The sequence below is a fragment of the Pseudoalteromonas sp. XMcav1-K genome (assembly GCF_044005875.1).
Taxonomy (GTDB): domain Bacteria; phylum Pseudomonadota; class Gammaproteobacteria; order Enterobacterales; family Alteromonadaceae; genus Pseudoalteromonas; species Pseudoalteromonas spongiae.
In genome coordinates this window covers 69,911-85,904 of sequence record NZ_JBIPJE010000038.1, presented here as the reverse complement: position 1 = coordinate 85,904, position 15,994 = coordinate 69,911, and the positions used below count along the sequence as shown (strand labels likewise).

Annotated in this window: 18 protein-coding genes; 1 reads left to right on the top strand and 17 read right to left on the bottom strand. The window is 41.2% G+C overall.

Features of this window, described 5'->3' with window-relative positions; genetic code table 11:
- Positions 1–6: 6 nt before the first annotated feature.
- From ACHSBP_RS08145 to ACHSBP_RS08075, 15 genes are read right to left on the bottom strand one after another with little or no spacing between them, the layout of a single operon-like run.
- Positions 7–831: a prepilin-type N-terminal cleavage/methylation domain-containing protein gene (locus ACHSBP_RS08145; RefSeq protein ID WP_010561195.1), complete on the bottom strand. Its 825-nt coding sequence runs from the start codon at positions 829–831 to the stop codon at positions 7–9.
- The gene (locus ACHSBP_RS08140; protein ID WP_010561196.1) at positions 831–1,373 is read right to left on the bottom strand and encodes a prepilin-type N-terminal cleavage/methylation domain-containing protein; all 543 of its coding nucleotides are present in this window, start codon (positions 1,371–1,373) and stop codon (positions 831–833) included. The genes ACHSBP_RS08145 and ACHSBP_RS08140 overlap by 1 nt, the downstream gene beginning before the upstream one ends.
- On the bottom strand, positions 1,360–1,827 hold the full coding sequence (locus tag ACHSBP_RS08135; RefSeq protein WP_010561197.1) for a type II secretion system protein: 468 nt from the start codon (positions 1,825–1,827) through the stop codon (positions 1,360–1,362). The genes ACHSBP_RS08140 and ACHSBP_RS08135 overlap by 14 nt, the downstream gene beginning before the upstream one ends.
- 9 nt (positions 1,828–1,836) lie before the next feature.
- A complete protein-coding gene (locus tag ACHSBP_RS08130) occupies positions 1,837–2,370 on the bottom strand; it encodes a prepilin-type N-terminal cleavage/methylation domain-containing protein (RefSeq protein ID WP_021032999.1) in 534 nt (177 codons plus the stop codon).
- Positions 2,371–2,395: 25 nt separating this feature from the next.
- Positions 2,396–3,010, bottom strand: coding sequence for a Tfp pilus assembly protein FimT/FimU (locus ACHSBP_RS08125; protein ID WP_010561199.1), 615 nt, complete (start codon positions 3,008–3,010; stop codon positions 2,396–2,398).
- A 46-nt stretch (positions 3,011–3,056) separates the two neighbouring features.
- Entirely contained in the window at positions 3,057–3,533 is a 477-nt protein-coding gene (locus ACHSBP_RS08120; protein ID WP_148665216.1) for a hypothetical protein, read from the bottom strand.
- Between the two features lie 2 nt (positions 3,534–3,535).
- The gene (locus ACHSBP_RS08115; RefSeq protein WP_010561201.1) at positions 3,536–4,762 is read right to left on the bottom strand and encodes a type II secretion system F family protein; all 1,227 of its coding nucleotides are present in this window, start codon (positions 4,760–4,762) and stop codon (positions 3,536–3,538) included.
- A gap of 4 nt (positions 4,763–4,766) precedes the next feature.
- Complete coding sequence (locus tag ACHSBP_RS08110) at positions 4,767–6,476, bottom strand: GspE/PulE family protein (protein ID WP_010561202.1); 1,710 nt, start codon at positions 6,474–6,476, stop codon at positions 4,767–4,769.
- Positions 6,466–7,632, bottom strand: coding sequence for a tetratricopeptide repeat protein (locus ACHSBP_RS08105; RefSeq protein ID WP_010561203.1), 1,167 nt, complete (start codon positions 7,630–7,632; stop codon positions 6,466–6,468). Before ACHSBP_RS08105 ends, ACHSBP_RS08110 begins: the two co-directional genes overlap by 11 nt.
- Complete coding sequence (locus tag ACHSBP_RS08100) at positions 7,629–8,531, bottom strand: ExeA family protein (protein WP_395388505.1); 903 nt, start codon at positions 8,529–8,531, stop codon at positions 7,629–7,631. Before ACHSBP_RS08100 ends, ACHSBP_RS08105 begins: the two co-directional genes overlap by 4 nt.
- The gene (mshL, locus tag ACHSBP_RS08095) at positions 8,531–10,204 is read right to left on the bottom strand and encodes a pilus (MSHA type) biogenesis protein MshL (protein ID WP_010561205.1); all 1,674 of its coding nucleotides are present in this window, start codon (positions 10,202–10,204) and stop codon (positions 8,531–8,533) included. The genes ACHSBP_RS08100 and mshL overlap by 1 nt, the downstream gene beginning before the upstream one ends.
- Complete coding sequence (locus tag ACHSBP_RS08090) at positions 10,188–10,520, bottom strand: MSHA biogenesis protein MshK (RefSeq protein ID WP_010561206.1); 333 nt, start codon at positions 10,518–10,520, stop codon at positions 10,188–10,190. The genes mshL and ACHSBP_RS08090 overlap by 17 nt, the downstream gene beginning before the upstream one ends.
- Positions 10,498–11,190, bottom strand: a complete 693-nt coding sequence (locus ACHSBP_RS08085; protein WP_010561207.1) for a type II secretion system protein M — start codon at positions 11,188–11,190, stop codon at positions 10,498–10,500. Before ACHSBP_RS08085 ends, ACHSBP_RS08090 begins: the two co-directional genes overlap by 23 nt.
- Complete coding sequence (locus ACHSBP_RS08080; RefSeq protein ID WP_010561208.1) at positions 11,190–11,786, bottom strand: PilN domain-containing protein; 597 nt, start codon at positions 11,784–11,786, stop codon at positions 11,190–11,192. The genes ACHSBP_RS08085 and ACHSBP_RS08080 overlap by 1 nt, the downstream gene beginning before the upstream one ends.
- Entirely contained in the window at positions 11,770–12,711 is a 942-nt protein-coding gene (locus ACHSBP_RS08075) for a hypothetical protein (protein ID WP_010561209.1), read from the bottom strand. The genes ACHSBP_RS08080 and ACHSBP_RS08075 overlap by 17 nt, the downstream gene beginning before the upstream one ends.
- 88 nt (positions 12,712–12,799) lie before the next feature.
- Here ACHSBP_RS08075 and ACHSBP_RS08070 point away from each other — a divergent pair, with 88 nt between their 5' ends.
- Positions 12,800–13,705, top strand: a complete 906-nt coding sequence (locus ACHSBP_RS08070; RefSeq protein WP_010561210.1) for a 1-aminocyclopropane-1-carboxylate deaminase/D-cysteine desulfhydrase — start codon at positions 12,800–12,802, stop codon at positions 13,703–13,705.
- On the opposite strand, the gene ACHSBP_RS08065 is transcribed toward ACHSBP_RS08070, so the two are convergent.
- A complete protein-coding gene (locus ACHSBP_RS08065; RefSeq protein ID WP_395388503.1) occupies positions 13,697–15,016 on the bottom strand; it encodes an EAL domain-containing protein in 1,320 nt (439 codons plus the stop codon). The two genes, ACHSBP_RS08070 and ACHSBP_RS08065, sit on opposite strands and share 9 nt — an antisense overlap.
- A gap of 75 nt (positions 15,017–15,091) precedes the next feature.
- Positions 15,092–15,901, bottom strand: coding sequence for an ion transporter (locus tag ACHSBP_RS08060; RefSeq protein WP_395388502.1), 810 nt, complete (start codon positions 15,899–15,901; stop codon positions 15,092–15,094).
- Positions 15,902–15,994 lie beyond the last annotated feature (93 nt).

Sequence of the window (15,994 nt, the reverse complement as noted above, 5' to 3'; positions counted from 1 at the left end):
ATTTCTCTAGGGCACGTTTGGAATATGCACTTCATGGTTAAATACCAAGGATTCAGAACTATTAAATCCCATCGCCAGCCTTATATTAACAATAGCATTTCGCGTTAAACTTGCGTCATTAAACTCAAAAGCTAAATGATCTGAAATGTATTTTGCTAAAAACTGACCTTTCACTCCATCAAGCACATGCAAAAGCGAAGGCGTTGGCTGATTCACTTCAAAATCATAACCTTGATAATAATATAAACTATCACCTTCAACACAAAAGCTAATTGGGCTGTTATTCAATACGAACAATCGCTGCGTTGGTGAAGCAACTGCAAAACCATTATCAAATGACCAACGCTGTGTTTTATTTGTCTCTTCTTCAACGGGATCTGCCGATAGTAAGCGAACGCGGTTATTACTCAAATCATAAATATCAGCAGGGCTTTGTGGATACAAGGTAACACGATCATTTTCAAACGCTTTATCTTCATTATTAAACGCAATAACAATTAAATCACCTGCACTTGAAGTATCAAGCGGTGGGTTGTTGACATAAATACTGCTGGCTTTAAACGGGGTAAACTCTATACATTGAAACGCTTGACCTGAAATATTACCGGCTTGAACTCGAATCGAATTAGGCGTTGCTTGGCGTAACTCTTTACTTAACCGCAATAAGGCAAAACGTGCTTGTGCTACCACTTCATCTCGCTCTGTACCCGTTGCATAAATCTGTGCGCCAAACTTTATAAACTGCATCGTACTAATGCTTACAATACCAATAATCACAATCACAATTATCAGCTCGACCAAGCTAAAACCTTTTCGTTTAGCGCGGTTCATTAGTAGTTACCTTTGTAGGCAGAAAAACCATATACATCGCCTGTTGGCGCTGTCACCGTTACAGTTATTAGTTTTAGGGTATTAAAATCACCAGATGTATCTGCTTCACCATTGGCATCATCATCGTAAACCACAGTAACTGACAGACTAAAGCCTGGATAAAGATTTGAAATCGATTCACCTAAGCTATTTTGTATAGCAGCGGTTGAATAATTACCAATAAAGTCATCTACATCATTAAACTCTGCGCGCGTTTCACCACCATCATTGCCTAAATTAGCTGGCGGTGTACATAAATTGGGGGCTATACCGCATTGTGTATAGGGTGGGCTGCGTCGTGATTGCTCGTCAAATGAACGCCCTAAAATCTCGTTCATCATCGCCTGACCTAGTTCATTGGCTTTAACTTGAATCACGGGGTCGGCACTTTGCTTTGCCTGTGGTGCTAACAGGCCTGTTACTATGGTAAGCACAATCGCCATTAACACTATGCCAAAAATCACTTCAATTAAGGTAAAGCCCTTAAGCCTATTCACATGCATAAATGCCACCTTGTGCAGAAATGCAAATATCCGCCTCACCAAAATCAATTTTGCAATTTGCCGCGCAATTTAAATTTGGTCTGCCAAAATCATCAAACTCTAGCTCACTAAAACTGGCACTATTTGAATCAAGGGTTTGGATACGTGTTGCTGTGCTACTAGCTGGAATATTGACAACAAGATATGCAAAGTCGATAGCTAAGTTGGCGCAATTATTGGTCATTGCGGGTGCGATTTGAGCGCTACTAAAACACACTTTGTGGGATAAGGTATTATTAGTATTTTGCATTGCGCGAAGTTGCATAGTGCGCAATATAGTAAGAGTTCTGTCGCGGAACTCAAAGCTATCAAAACTTTCGTTTGTAAAAAATTTAGGCACCACGGTTACTGCCAAGGTGCCTAAAATTACCAAGGTTATTATTAGCTCGACAAGACTAAAACCTTGTTGTTTCATTTAGATTTTTTAACAACCAGCAGTAAAAACTTCTGTGTTTGCAGCAGAGTACACGGGAGGTGTGGCTGTAGTTGCTGAAGCTTCTGTGTATTTTACAGCGCAAATTTCTGTATCATTTGAACCGGTTGGCGTAACGCTTCCATTTGCAAATATATACGCAGTGTTTGGCGTCCCAGAGATCGCTACAAAGTTAAAATCTGCACCATTGTAAGGACTCGTTGAATCTACATTAATATCTAATGCTACTGGCAAACCTGTTGCAGTAGCCGTTGGATAGCCGTAGTTTAAGGCGATAGTATTACCGTTGCCATCATCAATCTCGTTCGATGCACCACTTGCAGTTTTCTGTAATCCCGCAATTACTGCTTTACCATAAACAATCGAACTTGCACTATCAACAGCACCTGCAACACCTTGAATAGTCGAAGCATTAGCATCGCCTTGTAAATCTAAAAATTTAGGTGCAGCAGTTACTGCCAAAATACCTAAAATTACAATTACAATAATTAACTCTACTAGTGTAAAACCTGTTTGCTTTTTCATATCTTTTACCTCTTTAAAGCCTAAATTAGTTACCAAAAACTCGCACTACGCCAGTTGCAGGTGAGTATTCAATACCACGAAAGTTAGCGTCTAACGCATTTCCAGGAATCGCTGTTAAATCTAACGAGCTTACTAAATAATACAAACACGTATCGCTTGCACCATCCACAGAGCCGTTATTAACAAATCGAATTAAGTACGTATTTTCTTCCACTGTCGCTGCTGCCGCTGATGTCGTATTAGAAGGTGCACTTTGCAGTACAGAGTTAAACACTGCTTGACACTTTGCAGTATTTAGCGCTGTTGTTTCAGTTGACCCTGCAACTTCGTTATTTGCAGCGTCTAAGCCTGACGTTGGGTAACCAATATCAGGGTCAATACCAACTCGCGTTGTATCATAATCAATAAAGTTGGTAGCCGTATTATTATCAGGGCGGCCTAACACTTCCCATTGCGCTCGCACTAGACCAACCGCCGCGGCTAAACCACCTGCTACGCCTTCAACCGTTGAGCGTTCCGCCTCTTCCTGAATATCAATAAAGCGCGGCAATGCCGTAACAGCGAGTAAGCCTAAAATTATTACCACAATAATCATCTCGATTAATGTGAAGCCTGTATTCTTTGCTCGATTTTTCTTCATTTGACGCCTCGACGACTTAATTGTAACCAAAGTTAACATTTATGCTCTAACTATTGCTCACTATGCCATTTAAGAACATGTACTTAAATAGTAAAACTGAATTTTTATAGTATTTACAGCCAATTATTTGACCATGATCTAATATTTCAACACTGTTAACATCAGATAACGCAATCGACTGTAAATTTTCAAACAAACCATCACATTGTGCTTTGGATGATGTAACTACGTGGGTTACAAACCCATTGCGGTTAACACGTGCTTTTAACAAGCCTTCACTAGTTAGCGTTGACTGCCCAACTAACGACATTTCAACTTCGCTTTGCTTATCACGCATCCATTGATGCCTAATGTGATTAATGCTAGTTACAAACTCATCTTTTGATTTTTTTGCAACCACCTGTTCTACTTCATCATATAAGCCTAGCATTTTTCCTGCCAACACCCAGTAAAGCAGGCAAAAAATAATCAATATGATTATAAAACGATATAACCCAGTACTGGATTCGTGAGTATTTGCCACATTTATCGTCCTTTAATTGCCGACATCATATCCCACATTGGCGTAAAGATACCCAAGGCTAAAACAAGCACCATACCCGCTACAATCGAAATTAGAATTGGTTCGATTTTGGCGGTTAAACTCTTTAAATCAAAATCCACTTCACGCTCGTAAAATTCAGCCGCTTCTTGCAGTAACTCCTCGACTCGCCCGGTTTCTTCGCCTACGGCCACCATTTGCAATACTAATTGAGTAAACAGTTCGCTATTTTTCGATGCACGCAGTAAGCTTTCACCTTTTTCAATACTGCGTCGCATATCGATTACTTTCTCTTCCATAAAGGCGTTATCAATCGCTTCGGCCACCAATGATAGCCCGGTCGTCATAGGTACACCTGCGCGTAAGATCATGGCGAACGAACGACTATAGCGAGCCAATAACGAGCGCTCAATAATGCTGCCAACAATTGGAATTTTTAGTTTTATTCTATCCCATTTTAGCCTGCCAACAGGTGTTTTCAGGTAACCTCTAACGCCAATGAAAGTTCCTAAAATACAAAGTAAAAGTAGATGCCAATACGTAACAAAAAAGTTAGATGTGCCAATTAAAATTCGTGTCATTAATGGCAGCTCGGCATTAAATTTTGCAAACATCTCAGCAAATGTTGGAATAACGAAAATATTTAGAATAAACATTGCGATTGCCAATGCAATAATCACAAACGTTGGATAACGCATTGCTGCTTTAATACGTTTGCGAGTTTCGTGCTCTTGTTCAAAATACGTCGCAAGTTGCAAAAATGCATCTTCTAACTTACCCGTACTTTCACCCACTACCACAATCGATACCATCAAGCGGTTAAATATCTTTTTGTGACTGGCAAATGCCGCGGATAAATTGCGACCTTGCTCAAGTTGCTTTGCAACATCGAGTAAGGCATCACGAAAAACAGGGTGCGTAGTGGTTTCAGCAAGCCCGACAATCGCCCGAATAATCGGAATACCCGCTTTCATTAACGAGTACATTTGCCTTGAAAAGACAATCAACTCATCAAGGGTTACTTTTGGCTGAAAAAGCGCCATTAGCGGCGAGTTATCGCCCTCTTTTTCACCAGTGCTAGGTTTAATAGACAGCGGTATTAACCCACGCCTCAATAGTACATCTGCAGCCGCATTATCATCATGCGCCTCAAGCTCACCGTTAACCGGTTTGCCCTGTTTATCTTTTGCTTGATAGGCAAAAAACGGCATCGGCTTAACCTACTAACTCAGGCAAACTTTCAGCCACTCTAAACACCTCTTCAAGTGAGGTAATACCTTGGCTTGCGTAATCCAATGCCATCACTGATAAAGGTTCAAACTCAGGGTTTGCGCGCGCCGCTTCTGAGAACGCTTGTGTATCAGCTAAACGTAGTGCATCCATCATAGGCTCGTTCATTTCTAGTAATTCGAACACACCTATCCGGCCACGATAACCGGTCTGATTGCAACTGTTGCAACCTTTGCCTAACTTAAACTGAGCACCGCTAAAGCGAGGATTAATATGATTTATCCAAGCAAGTTCTTGTGCATCAGGCGTATAATCGCTCGCACATTTATCACATACACGACGCACTAAGCGCTGCGCTAAAATTGCGCGTAAAGAGCTTGCTACCAAATAGCTTGGCGCTCCCATATCAATTAAACGCATGGCGCTGGTAATCGCATCATTGGTATGCAATGTTGATAAAACTAAGTGACCGGTTAACGCACCGCGCAAACCAATTTCAACTGTTTCTTGATCTCGCATCTCACCGACCATCAAAATATCAGGGTCTTGACGAAGTGTAGTACGTAATACAGATGCAAAACTTAACCCAATTTTGCTATTTACCTGAACCTGGTTAATACGAGGTAAACGATACTCCACGGGGTCTTCAACAGTAATAATTTTTTTGCTCGATTGGTTTAACTCACTTAATGCACCGTAAAGTGTTGTGGTTTTACCCGAACCCGTTGGCCCTGTAACCAAAATCATGCCGTGCGGTCGCTTTAGCGCAGTACGCATTTTATTGAGCACTTTTAAAGGCATACCGGTTTCATCTAACGTTAATAGACCCGCCGACTGATCGAGCAAACGCATTACCACTGACTCACCATGTTGTACCGGCATGGTTGAAACACGCACATCAATATTGTGACCTTTGATGGTGATATTAAAACGACCATCTTGCGGTAAACGTTTCTCTGAAATATCAAGACCCGACATTAACTTAAGGCGCAGTACCAACGCCGCTGAAATAGCTACTTGATCAAGGGTGTTTTCATGCAAAATTCCATCTATACGCTGACGAATGCGTAAAATGCCTTCATCAGGTTCAATATGAATATCCGACGCACGCATTTGCACTGCATCTTCAAAAATCGACTGCAGTAATTTTACAACCGTGGCATCTGAGGTGTTTTCGTCTAGCGCGTTAAGTTCAAACTCTTCGGTTTCTTGATACTCTTCTTGCAGCTGAGATGCAAAGCTTTCAATGTCTTGCGTGCGGCGATATAAATTATCGAACGCATTAAGAATTTGCTTCTCTTGTGCAACAACGATTTCAATTTGCTTTGGCGCAACAATGGGCGCTAGCTGATCTAAACTCGATAAATCAGCCGGATCACTCATCGCAATTTGAATCGACTCACCAAGGTCTGCTAATGCCAGCGCTCTAAAACGACGAGCGTAAACCTCAGGGATCAGCTTAACCACCTTTGGATCGAGCTTTTCATTGTCTAAGTTTACAAACGCAACATTAAGTTGCTGCGCTAAAAAGCGTAGTAATTGAGTTTCTTCAATCACTTGCTGCTCAATCAATGTAGCACCGAGCTTTCGCCCAGTTATTTTTTGCGCTTGAAGCGCATCGTTGAGTTGTTGTTCCGAGATGATATGTTCATGAACCAACAAATCACCCAATCGCATTTTTAACCTAGGACGCATCGAGTCGACCTCTTATAAACTGTAAACGCTCAACGGCATAACGCTGTGATGCAGGCGACAAATTGCCAATTTGCGTCGCTGTTGTGTAATATTGCATCGCATTTTGCCACTGTTGTAGAAATTCAGCAGAGCGCGCCATTGCTAACCACCACTTACCTTGCTCAGGCTGTGATAGTGTTAATTTTTTAAAACTGCGTAAAGCCACTTCGTGTTGCTTTAATTGCTGTGCAGCTAAGCCTTTTAATATCCAAAAATCTTTATCACCTTGGCTTTCATAGCGCTGCGGCAATACACTCAGTACTTCGTTATATTGTTTGTTATCCGCGTAAATGCGCGCCAGCAGAGTTCGCCACTCCATACTGTCGGGTTTTAAACTTAAACCTTGCTCAAGTACATTACTGGCTTTCACGGTTTCTTGGCGGCCATAAAACGCTGCGGCCAATAAGCTACGACACTCAATATGTTCATTTAGCACCGCAATACATTGCTCTAACGCAGCAATTGCCTCACCTACCAAACCAAACGTGAAGGCTTTTTTTCCGGCTTGAAAATGCTCATTTGCCTGTTGCGTTGCTGTTATCTTAGTAACTTGCTTCATCGTCGCCTGACGTTCAGTTGGTCGCGCTTTTTCGCGTTCTACAAGCTGAACGAGTGGCGTTTCCTCTTCAGAAGGCACCACTTTTTGTGACGCTACGCGGGGAGCTTGTGTGGCAGTTGTATCATTATCCATCTCGATAGTTTGCGTTACTTGCTCTGCTTGCGGTAATGATTGAGCTGTTAGCGATTTAGATTGCTCAGCTACTTGCTCATTTCTTTGTTGATTTGCTTGTTCATTTTCCTGTTCAAGCATGCGATTTGGCGTTTCGCTTGTTGGCTCACTTACAGCTGGTTTGTCGTTATTAGCAGTAGCCACAGGAACATTTTCAGCAGCGTTTGGCGATTTTACAAAAAAATGCTGAACCAGATCTTTTTTATAAACTACATAAGCAACGAGCGATAATGCCATCACAGCTAATACTGGAATTGCTAACTTATGCAGTTTTTCTCCAATATCTGAAATTGGCGTTACGTTTACTGTTTGTTCTCGCTCTGCGCTCGGTGCAGCTTCCGTTTGCCTTTGCTCTAACCCCTTGAGCGTTTTATTCAGTACACTCATAGTTGTTCCTTAACTATTAACCATGTCGCCGTACCGATTACTAACAACAAAGCTAAGTACATTGGCCAAATACGTGAGCGACTTAAGCGGCAATCTTCTGTATCTTGCGCGGCGCTATACACATAAGCAACTTTGGCTTTTTGAATACCTTCACCATAGCCTTGAATAAGCACTTTATGACTTAACAAATTAACTAAACGCGGAATACCACGACTCGCTTTTGCAATAAGCAAACACACCTTATTGGAAAAAAGCTCTTTGGGCTGCTCAACTCCAGCAACTTCTAAGCGATGACGAATGTAATAAGCCACTTCAGCATTAGTCATAGGGCGTAAAGTGTATGAAAAACTAATTCGCTGCCTTAACTGACGCACTTTTTGATTCGCTAAGCGGCTATCGAGCTCTGGCTGGCCAAATAACACAACCTGAATTAACTTACGTGTTTCGGTTTCTAAATTAGTAAATAAGCGCACTGCTTCCAACGAATCCCAACTTAAACACTGAGCTTCATCAATAATTAAAACAACGCGTTTGCCTTGATGATTTAATGCTAGTAGCTGGTCTTGGATTTTTTGGCTAAGTGATTGCTGATCTAAATCGCTACTAATATCAATTTGTAATTCGTTGGCAATTGCATAACGCAACTCATCAGGACTTAAATACGAATTAGCGATATACGCGACTATGGTTGAATCATCAAAGCTGTTGAGTAACTTTCGACATAACAATGTTTTTCCGGTACCGACTTCACCCGTAACTTTAATAAAGCCTTCACGCATATTGAGTGCGGTAATCAATACATCCATGGCTTCATTATGGGGTGCTAACGCGCAATAAAACTGCGTATTTGGCGTTAGCGAAAACGGTAACTCGGTCAAACCGAAGTGCGATAGATACATTACTTACCGTACCAAGAATTCAACAATTTAAGGCTGCGCTGTTGCTGTTGTTGCCAAGTGTCTGCCATCACCACCGTTGGGCGAATAAGAATGACAAGCTCTTTTTTGTTTTGCACACGACGCACGCTTTTAAATAGGTTTCCTAAAATAGGCATATCACCTAAAACTGGCGTTTTCGATTCTTGATCTGTAGTTAAAGTTTGCATTAAACCACCAATAATCACAATTTCGCCACTGCCTGCGCGGATCACGGTATCGGATTCACGAATGTTACTTTGCGCAAGCGGTAAAACATAGTCTTGGTCGTTTAGTGTCACGACTTTGTTTTGCTCTTCAGTTTCGGTCACCGACGGGTGAACATGTAAAATAACCGAGCCAAACTCATCTATTTGCGGTGTAACATCAAGCGCGATACCGGAGAAAAACGGCGTTAGTTCAATTTCTGGTGACGTGGTTGTCGCATTGCCCGTTACCGTAGTGCTCGACACTTCTGTAACAAAATACTCATCTTCACCCACTTTAATCACTGCTTTTTGATTATTTGTTGCAGTTACACGTGGGTTAGAAAGCATTTGCACGTCGCCCTGCGTCTCAAGCAAGTTAATCACACCGCTGAAATCAGCATTTTTAAATACTAAGTTAGTCACACCACCTAATTGAGATGAAATAGTATTGCCAACTTGCGCCGCGGCAGTGGTCGAGAAAGTTAAATCAGTTGAGCCAATATGGCCTAACACTTCGGTCCAATTAACCCCTTGCTGATATTCATCGTTTAAGGTTACTTCAATAATTTTAGCTTCAAGCACAACTTGGCGCTGTAAGCTGTCTTCACTGGCTTTTAAAAATTCTTTTAGCGCTGCAATTTCACTTGGTAACGCGTTAACAGTCACTAAGCTTGCTTGTGGGCTAACAATAATAAAACGGCCACTTCCTTTACCGATTAAGGACTCCATCGCCAACTTCAAATCTTTCCAAAAATCAGTTTCACTGCTGGTTTGAATGCTAGCACCATTAATTTGCATATTAGAGCCGCCACCAAAGGTGTTATTGCCACCCATATTTTGGTTATTGCTCGAATTATTGTTGCCTGAATTACCATTACCGCCCGAGCCGCCTTGATCAAACTGGCTCACGCCACCAGCAACAACGCTTACCGTAGATAAACCACTGCGCTTCATCATTAAATAGTTTACTGGAATCGATTCGGTACGCATTTTCGCGGGTAATACTTGCACTACTTTGCCTTCGCGAAATACATCAATGCCGTATAAACGCGATACAATTTTTGTCACTTCATCCATAGTGACATCTTTTAAAGTAAGTGAAATTTCACCTTCCACCTCAGGGTGTAAAGCAACACTATACGGCGTATCAGCAACCAATCCCGCGAAGAATTCATTAATAGACACTTTATTGGCATTTACATCAAAACGTGTCATTTCAAACTCTTTCGGTAATGAAACGCTGGTTCCTACGGAGGCCAGTAATTCATCTTCAAAACCTTCTGGAGCTTGCTCGGTCGAGCTTTGCTCATTTGCAATACTTTGCGGTTTCGCATTGAGTTCTTGTTGAATATGCGGCTTTAATGTTGGCTCTGACGTAAGCTCACAACCAGACACCAATAACGCTGAAACTGCCAGCCAACTTTTTAGAATGTTATTTTTTAATTTCATGCTGATAAAGTCTCAATACCTTGTTAGTTTGACCTTGCTCTAGTGTCACCGAGTCCGGCGTTATTCTTATAACTTTATGTCCTTGAACTTGGTCGCCAATTCTTACCATTTTCCCAGCAATAACTGCAAGGTTGCCTGAATCTTTTACAAACACCGATTGCAGCACCAGGGCGTTATCTGCTTGTGTACTGTTAGCAACCACACTGCTCGCTTCGAGTGTTTTTGGTCGTGTTGGATCTTGCAGGCTTTTTGCCGACAGCGAAAAGCCACAACACATACAGATTAAAATAAGGTTATAACGCAATAAATTTATCATTCGCACTTACAGTAGCAATGGTTAATGTCAATTTACCTGTTGGATACTCATCCACTTGGTAATCAAATTCTTGAATAAATAACTTTTCTTCAATCTTCTTAATTTGTTTTAAATAACTTAATAGCGCGAAATATTCACCCTCTAGCTCTATCAGCATAGTGTGTTGATAAAACGCGACTTCCCTCGGCGCTAGAAATTCTTCCCCCTGAGGGTCTTGTGCCGTAGCAGAAGTGCTTGAAGTGACATAAATAGCTTCAACTGGGTTTATTTTAAAACGCGAAAGTTGAATATTTTTATGCTTACGCAGAATTTTTTGCAATACTAATGCCATATCTTCAGGCGAGATGTAGGTAAGGCTAAAATCAGCCAGTTGCTGATTAATTTGCTGCAATTCACTTTCAAGAGATTGCTCTTGTTGCAATAACTCTTGCACATAACTTTTGCTCAGCGCATCTTTCAGCACCACTAATTGTCGCTCGCTGTTTTGCTGTTGATTAGTTAAATTAGTAATTCGCTGCTGATTGTTTGAATATGCAGTTTGCAGCGGCGAAATTACAAACCAAATGGTTAAGTAGCCAATCAAAAACAAGCCAACTGAAAATACCAGTAACTTTTCACGTTGCTCTAGCGTGCTGAGTTTTTCTGACCACTGCTGCCAAGTATCCTTCATTATTGCACTCCTTGGCCGCTATATTGGGTAGCAATTTGAAACTCAACACCGGTTTCCTGCTTATCAAATTCAAGCAAAGAGAAAGTTTTTGCCTCAAAATATTCTGACCGCTTCAGACCATTTAGCCATTCAGGAATAGCCGAGCCATGCGTCGCTTCGCCAACTAATTGAATATCGTTACCAACAAAATGGAACGATTTAAGCCATATTTCGTTGTGCGTATTACTGGCTAAATCAACCATCACTTGTGCATAGTCAAATTCAGCTTGCGTTGATTTCGCTTGCATAAATTGTAATAACTTTTGCATTTCAAGCATGTCGTGCTTTTTCTTATCAATACGGCGCAATACTGGCGATTTATCTTGTTTTCGTTCTAATTCTCGTTGCACTTGGGTTAGCTCAGCTTTTGTGCGGTCTAACTTGCTTTGTAGCGATAACAGCTGTTGTTTCGATGTATGTTCAAAACGCGCAAATAATACACTAACAAGCACCAGCACAATAATGAGAGCGCCCCAACACATCACAATATTATTAAGCGAAAAAAATTCACGCTTCGGTTTTAGCTCATCTAAATATAAGTTAATGCGAGTCTTCATTATCACCTCGCAAGTCCTGTGATAATGCTGCCGCAATCGCTAGCTGCACTTCAGTGTTTTGCTGTAAACAAAGCGCTAAGCGTGGTTCAAACGCAAGTACTTTTGCTGGAAAAAACTGACTCAATTCTTGCGCTATGCCGTTAATTTCAAAATTTGGAATGGCCAACTGCAAACTTTTAATTGGAGGTTGTTTTAGCTGGCTTTCAAAATAATCCAGTGAACGCTGTAATTCCAATCCTAGTGAATCAAGTAACCCAAGTTTTAATTGATTTAACGGTTGCTCAGCCAGCGGGATTAAGCCACGTAGCTTACGCGATAACAAAAGCTCGCCATCACGAATAATATGAATGCTTGGCTCGTTGCCAAATTGCTGTGAAACCAACATATGCGCAGCGTTGTCTTGCGTCACTAAATCGCAAAACATCATCTCTTGGGTAGTAATAGTGTGTAGGTCTATATCGCTATCGGTAATTAATTTAAGCATTGGCATTAACAAGGTGCGACTTGTTACCACCACATTAATCTTATTTTGCCCACCTTGTTTTAACGATGCATCGTAATAATCAGCGATAATATCGGAAGGTTCTATGCTTACTAATTCTTTAATCGTCCAAGGTAACGATGTCACGATATCTTGCTCTGGTAAATTAGGCTTATCAATTTGCACCCATTGATATGCACTTTCGGGCATGACTAAACACGCTTGTGCACCCGCGGGAAGTTTCGATAACACCCGATTAAATGCTGGTAGTTTTTCCGTTTCACTTTGAAACGCTTCAACCACGGTATGCTTAATTTCGAAACCATCCGAAACGCAATAAAGAATAACAGACACAATTTTATCGCTCGCAATATAGATGCCAGCTAATAGTGAGCCACCATTATTCTTGTTAAACCACGGGATTCGAGCCAATAAATTCTTCATATTTGTTATTATTTAATATGTTATCTATCAAACGCGCTATTGCTCTTAGTGTAGCAAGCAAACCAACCTAAGCAAGGAGTTTCGTACTTTGAGCATTGATTTCCAACTAAATGTTGATCAAACACCGGTGCAAAAAATTGCGCACCCCATGTTAGCTGAAAATAACATCACCCTATTTGTAAAACGCGATGACCTGACGCATCCGTTAATAAGCGGTAATAAATGGCGCAAACTTAAATATAACCTGCACTATGCGCATAAAAACAAAATAAACAACTTGCTGAGTTTTTCAGGCGCTTTCTCAAATCATTTATATGCGTTAGCGGGCGCGTCGCGCTTATTTGGGTTTAACACAGAAGTAATTGTACGTGGGCCAGAACTTGATGCTAACAATCCCTGTTTAAAGTTCGCCAGCGCTTGCGGCGTAAAACTAACACCAGTTAATCGCATTACTTACCGAAAGCGTTACGAGCAAGATTATTTATCTGAATTACAAACACAACGTCCACACAGCCTAATCATTCCAGAAGGTGGTAGCAACCAACTCGCAATGCAAGGCGTTATAGAACTCGCACAAAGCTTGCCACACACAGAGCAAGTTTGGTGTGCTGTGGGTAGCGGCGGCACCTTAGCAGGGTTGATTGAAGGCCTGCCCAATAGCACTCAAATTTATGGTGTTGCGGTGTTAAAACAGGCAAATTATTTAAACGATGAAATCCAAAAGCTTAGCCTTAAAGCTAAACAACAAAATAATTGGCATTTATTCACCGAATATCACTATGGCGGCTACGGTAAATTTACCGATGAATTGTGGCAGTTTTGCCAAAGTATGCGCGCGCAGTTGCCACTTGAGCCCATTTACACCGGTAAATTACTATTCACAATTTTCAGCCAAATAAAGCAAGGGATTATAAAACCAAACACTCGCATCATGGCGATTCACACAGGCGGCCTACAAGGATTGACAGGACTGAAATACCGAAAGCTAATTTAATCCCAGTGCAATATTACTTTCGCCTTGCTGAAAGTAACGCCCACTAGCGCCGGAAAAATGATGTTCTGCAAGCAAGTTAAGTTGGTATTTATTTGCTACGCCATTTGCGTATAACTGCAACTGGTATTGATTGGCAAAATGAGCAACGGCGGTCAGTAAGCTTTCTTGTTGCTCATGAGGCAGCTGAAAGCAATCGCTATCTAAACTTATTCCTGTTAAATAGGTAACGCCTTTTTGCTCCGCTAATAATGCACCATGACAATGCTCAAGCAAAATAGCAATATTATGCTTTTTAACAAATTTAAGTTGCGCTGAGACTTTATCAAATTCGTTAACGAATACGCTTTCAGGTAATGCAAAACGGATCACTTGGGTATACCCCGCTTGGTCTACCAATTTCACTAGCTCATTTATTGCATTCGCACTTTGCCAAGTAGAAAGATCTAAACACAAAGAGACAGGTTCGCTACCTGGGTCTTGTGCAAGTGTTTTAATTAGCTGGCGCATTAAATGAGAATCGAGCGCAATTAACTTATCTGGCTCAATACAGCCCAACAAACACTGTTTGGCGTCACACAATCCAATTTTCTGATGGCGAATCGTAATACCCACTTGATGAAATAACAAAGCCTCACCATGCACGCTAAACACCGGCTCAAAAACCAGTAAAAACTGCTTATTTAACAGGTCCCTCAGCATATCTGGCAGCGAATATTGTAATAGCGCAAGATTAGTTTGATTTAGCTTTAGGGTGTGGCAAGGGTCATGCTGTTTTGTTTTCGCAATAGCTAATGCAAGCTCTGCAAGTTGATATACATTCAACTGCTGACACGGCTCGCGATACAAACAAGCACCAAATGCAATGTCGCTATACTGCGCCATAACTTCACTAAAAAGTGTATTAAATCGGCTTTCATCGCACACATTTGGACATTTAATAGTAATGCTTATACGCTCGCCTTTAAGTTGCTTGCAAGATACAAAGTCACTGGCGAATACGTTTTTTAAGCGCTCACCTAACTCTTGCAAATTATTAATAGATGCACCACTGACCAATACAAACACATCAAACGCATTGCTGTTTAATGCATAAACAGGGGAAGCTTGGCGTTTAAATGAAATTTGCGGAGGCAGTTTTAATAGTGCGCCGGATGACGCGCGGTGGATAAATAACAGAAGTAATATGGCGGCAATTGCTCCGCACACAATAACAGCGGTAAGACTTTCTAAGAACCAATAAGCAACAAAACACGCCCAAAGCGCACAAACAACATAGAGTATATTAAGAATACGACTAAAGTTGTTCCACATTGCACATCCGCCACACCTACTCACTATACATAAGTGTTAACGAGGTTAGCGAGATGCGCAAGTGAGCAGTGGCGGTTACTTTAGCCGTTCGCTGAGTAATTTATTAAGCTCTAGAATTTGCGCTTTTAACTCAAGCACTTCACCTTTGGTTGCAGGCTCATCTAATTCGTCAGTATTTTCTTTAACAAAGTTATCATGCTCTTGGGTCATCACTTCAAGCACCACACCCACCATCATATTTAAGAAAATAAACGCAGTTAAAAAGATAAACGACAAATAGTAAATCCAACTTAGCGGGTGCACCGCCATGGTTTCGTACATTACATCTGTCCAATCTTCAAAGGTTGCCACACGGAACAGCGTCAGCATTGAAATCGACACATCGCGCCAAAGGGTTGGGTTAATTTCACTGAACATCATGCTACCAACAGCGGCATAAATGTAGAAAATTACAAACATTAGTAGTGCGATGTAGCCCATGCGCGGAATGGCTTTAATCAGCGCATTCACCAGCATTCGAAGCTCAGGTACCATAGAAACCAAACGCAGCACACGGAAAATACGCAATAAACGTGCAATGAACACCGTTGAACCCGCAACCGGTAACAAGCTACCAATTACAATAATGGTGTCGAAAATATTCCAGCCCTTAGAGAAAAACGCTTTTGGTCCTTTTGAAGCAATAAAACGAATTGCAATTTCTACCGCGAAAAATACCGTGATGCCTTTATCTAACAGCAATAAGAGATTTTCCATCCACACAGGCAAGGCATAAGTATGCGCACCAACACTCAGTGCTGATACCACAATGACAAAAATAACAAAGGCTTGAAACGCTTTACTGTCGTCGATTCGTTGAAATTGGCTTTGCATGGCCGTGAACATACTGAATTTCTCTTACTGGTTAGCAAAATAAAAAACGCATTATAACCATCCATTAAGCGAAGATCTAACGGATAAATTAACGCACTGTAACAA

Bases quoted from the DNA above. Each gene is read 5' to 3' on its own strand.
- ACHSBP_RS08075 (WP_010561209.1), bottom strand. From the start codon at position 12,711: ATGAAGAATTTATTGGCTCGAATCCCGTGGTTTAACAAGAATAATGGT.
- ACHSBP_RS08135 (WP_010561197.1), bottom strand. From the start codon at position 1,827: ATGAAACAACAAGGTTTTAGTCTTGTCGAGCTAATAATAACCTTGGTA.
- ACHSBP_RS08105 (WP_010561203.1), bottom strand. From the start codon at position 7,632: ATGAGTGTACTGAATAAAACGCTCAAGGGGTTAGAGCAAAGGCAAACG.
- ACHSBP_RS08090 (WP_010561206.1), bottom strand. From the start codon at position 10,520: ATGATAAATTTATTGCGTTATAACCTTATTTTAATCTGTATGTGTTGT.
- ACHSBP_RS08145 (WP_010561195.1), bottom strand. From the start codon at position 831: ATGAACCGCGCTAAACGAAAAGGTTTTAGCTTGGTCGAGCTGATAATT.
- ACHSBP_RS08100 (WP_395388505.1), bottom strand. From the start codon at position 8,531: ATGTATCTATCGCACTTCGGTTTGACCGAGTTACCGTTTTCGCTAACG.
- mshL (WP_010561205.1), bottom strand. From the start codon at position 10,204: ATGAAATTAAAAAATAACATTCTAAAAAGTTGGCTGGCAGTTTCAGCG.
- ACHSBP_RS08125 (WP_010561199.1), bottom strand. From the start codon at position 3,010: ATGAAGAAAAATCGAGCAAAGAATACAGGCTTCACATTAATCGAGATG.
- ACHSBP_RS08115 (WP_010561201.1), bottom strand. From the start codon at position 4,762: ATGCCGTTTTTTGCCTATCAAGCAAAAGATAAACAGGGCAAACCGGTT.
- ACHSBP_RS08140 (WP_010561196.1), bottom strand. From the start codon at position 1,373: ATGCATGTGAATAGGCTTAAGGGCTTTACCTTAATTGAAGTGATTTTT.
- ACHSBP_RS08130 (WP_021032999.1), bottom strand. From the start codon at position 2,370: ATGAAAAAGCAAACAGGTTTTACACTAGTAGAGTTAATTATTGTAATT.
- ACHSBP_RS08060 (WP_395388502.1), bottom strand. From the start codon at position 15,901: ATGTTCACGGCCATGCAAAGCCAATTTCAACGAATCGACGACAGTAAA.
- ACHSBP_RS08065 (WP_395388503.1), bottom strand. From the start codon at position 15,016: ATGTGGAACAACTTTAGTCGTATTCTTAATATACTCTATGTTGTTTGT.
- ACHSBP_RS08085 (WP_010561207.1), bottom strand. From the start codon at position 11,190: ATGAAGGATACTTGGCAGCAGTGGTCAGAAAAACTCAGCACGCTAGAG.
- ACHSBP_RS08110 (WP_010561202.1), bottom strand. From the start codon at position 6,476: ATGCGTCCTAGGTTAAAAATGCGATTGGGTGATTTGTTGGTTCATGAA.
- ACHSBP_RS08080 (WP_010561208.1), bottom strand. From the start codon at position 11,786: ATGAAGACTCGCATTAACTTATATTTAGATGAGCTAAAACCGAAGCGT.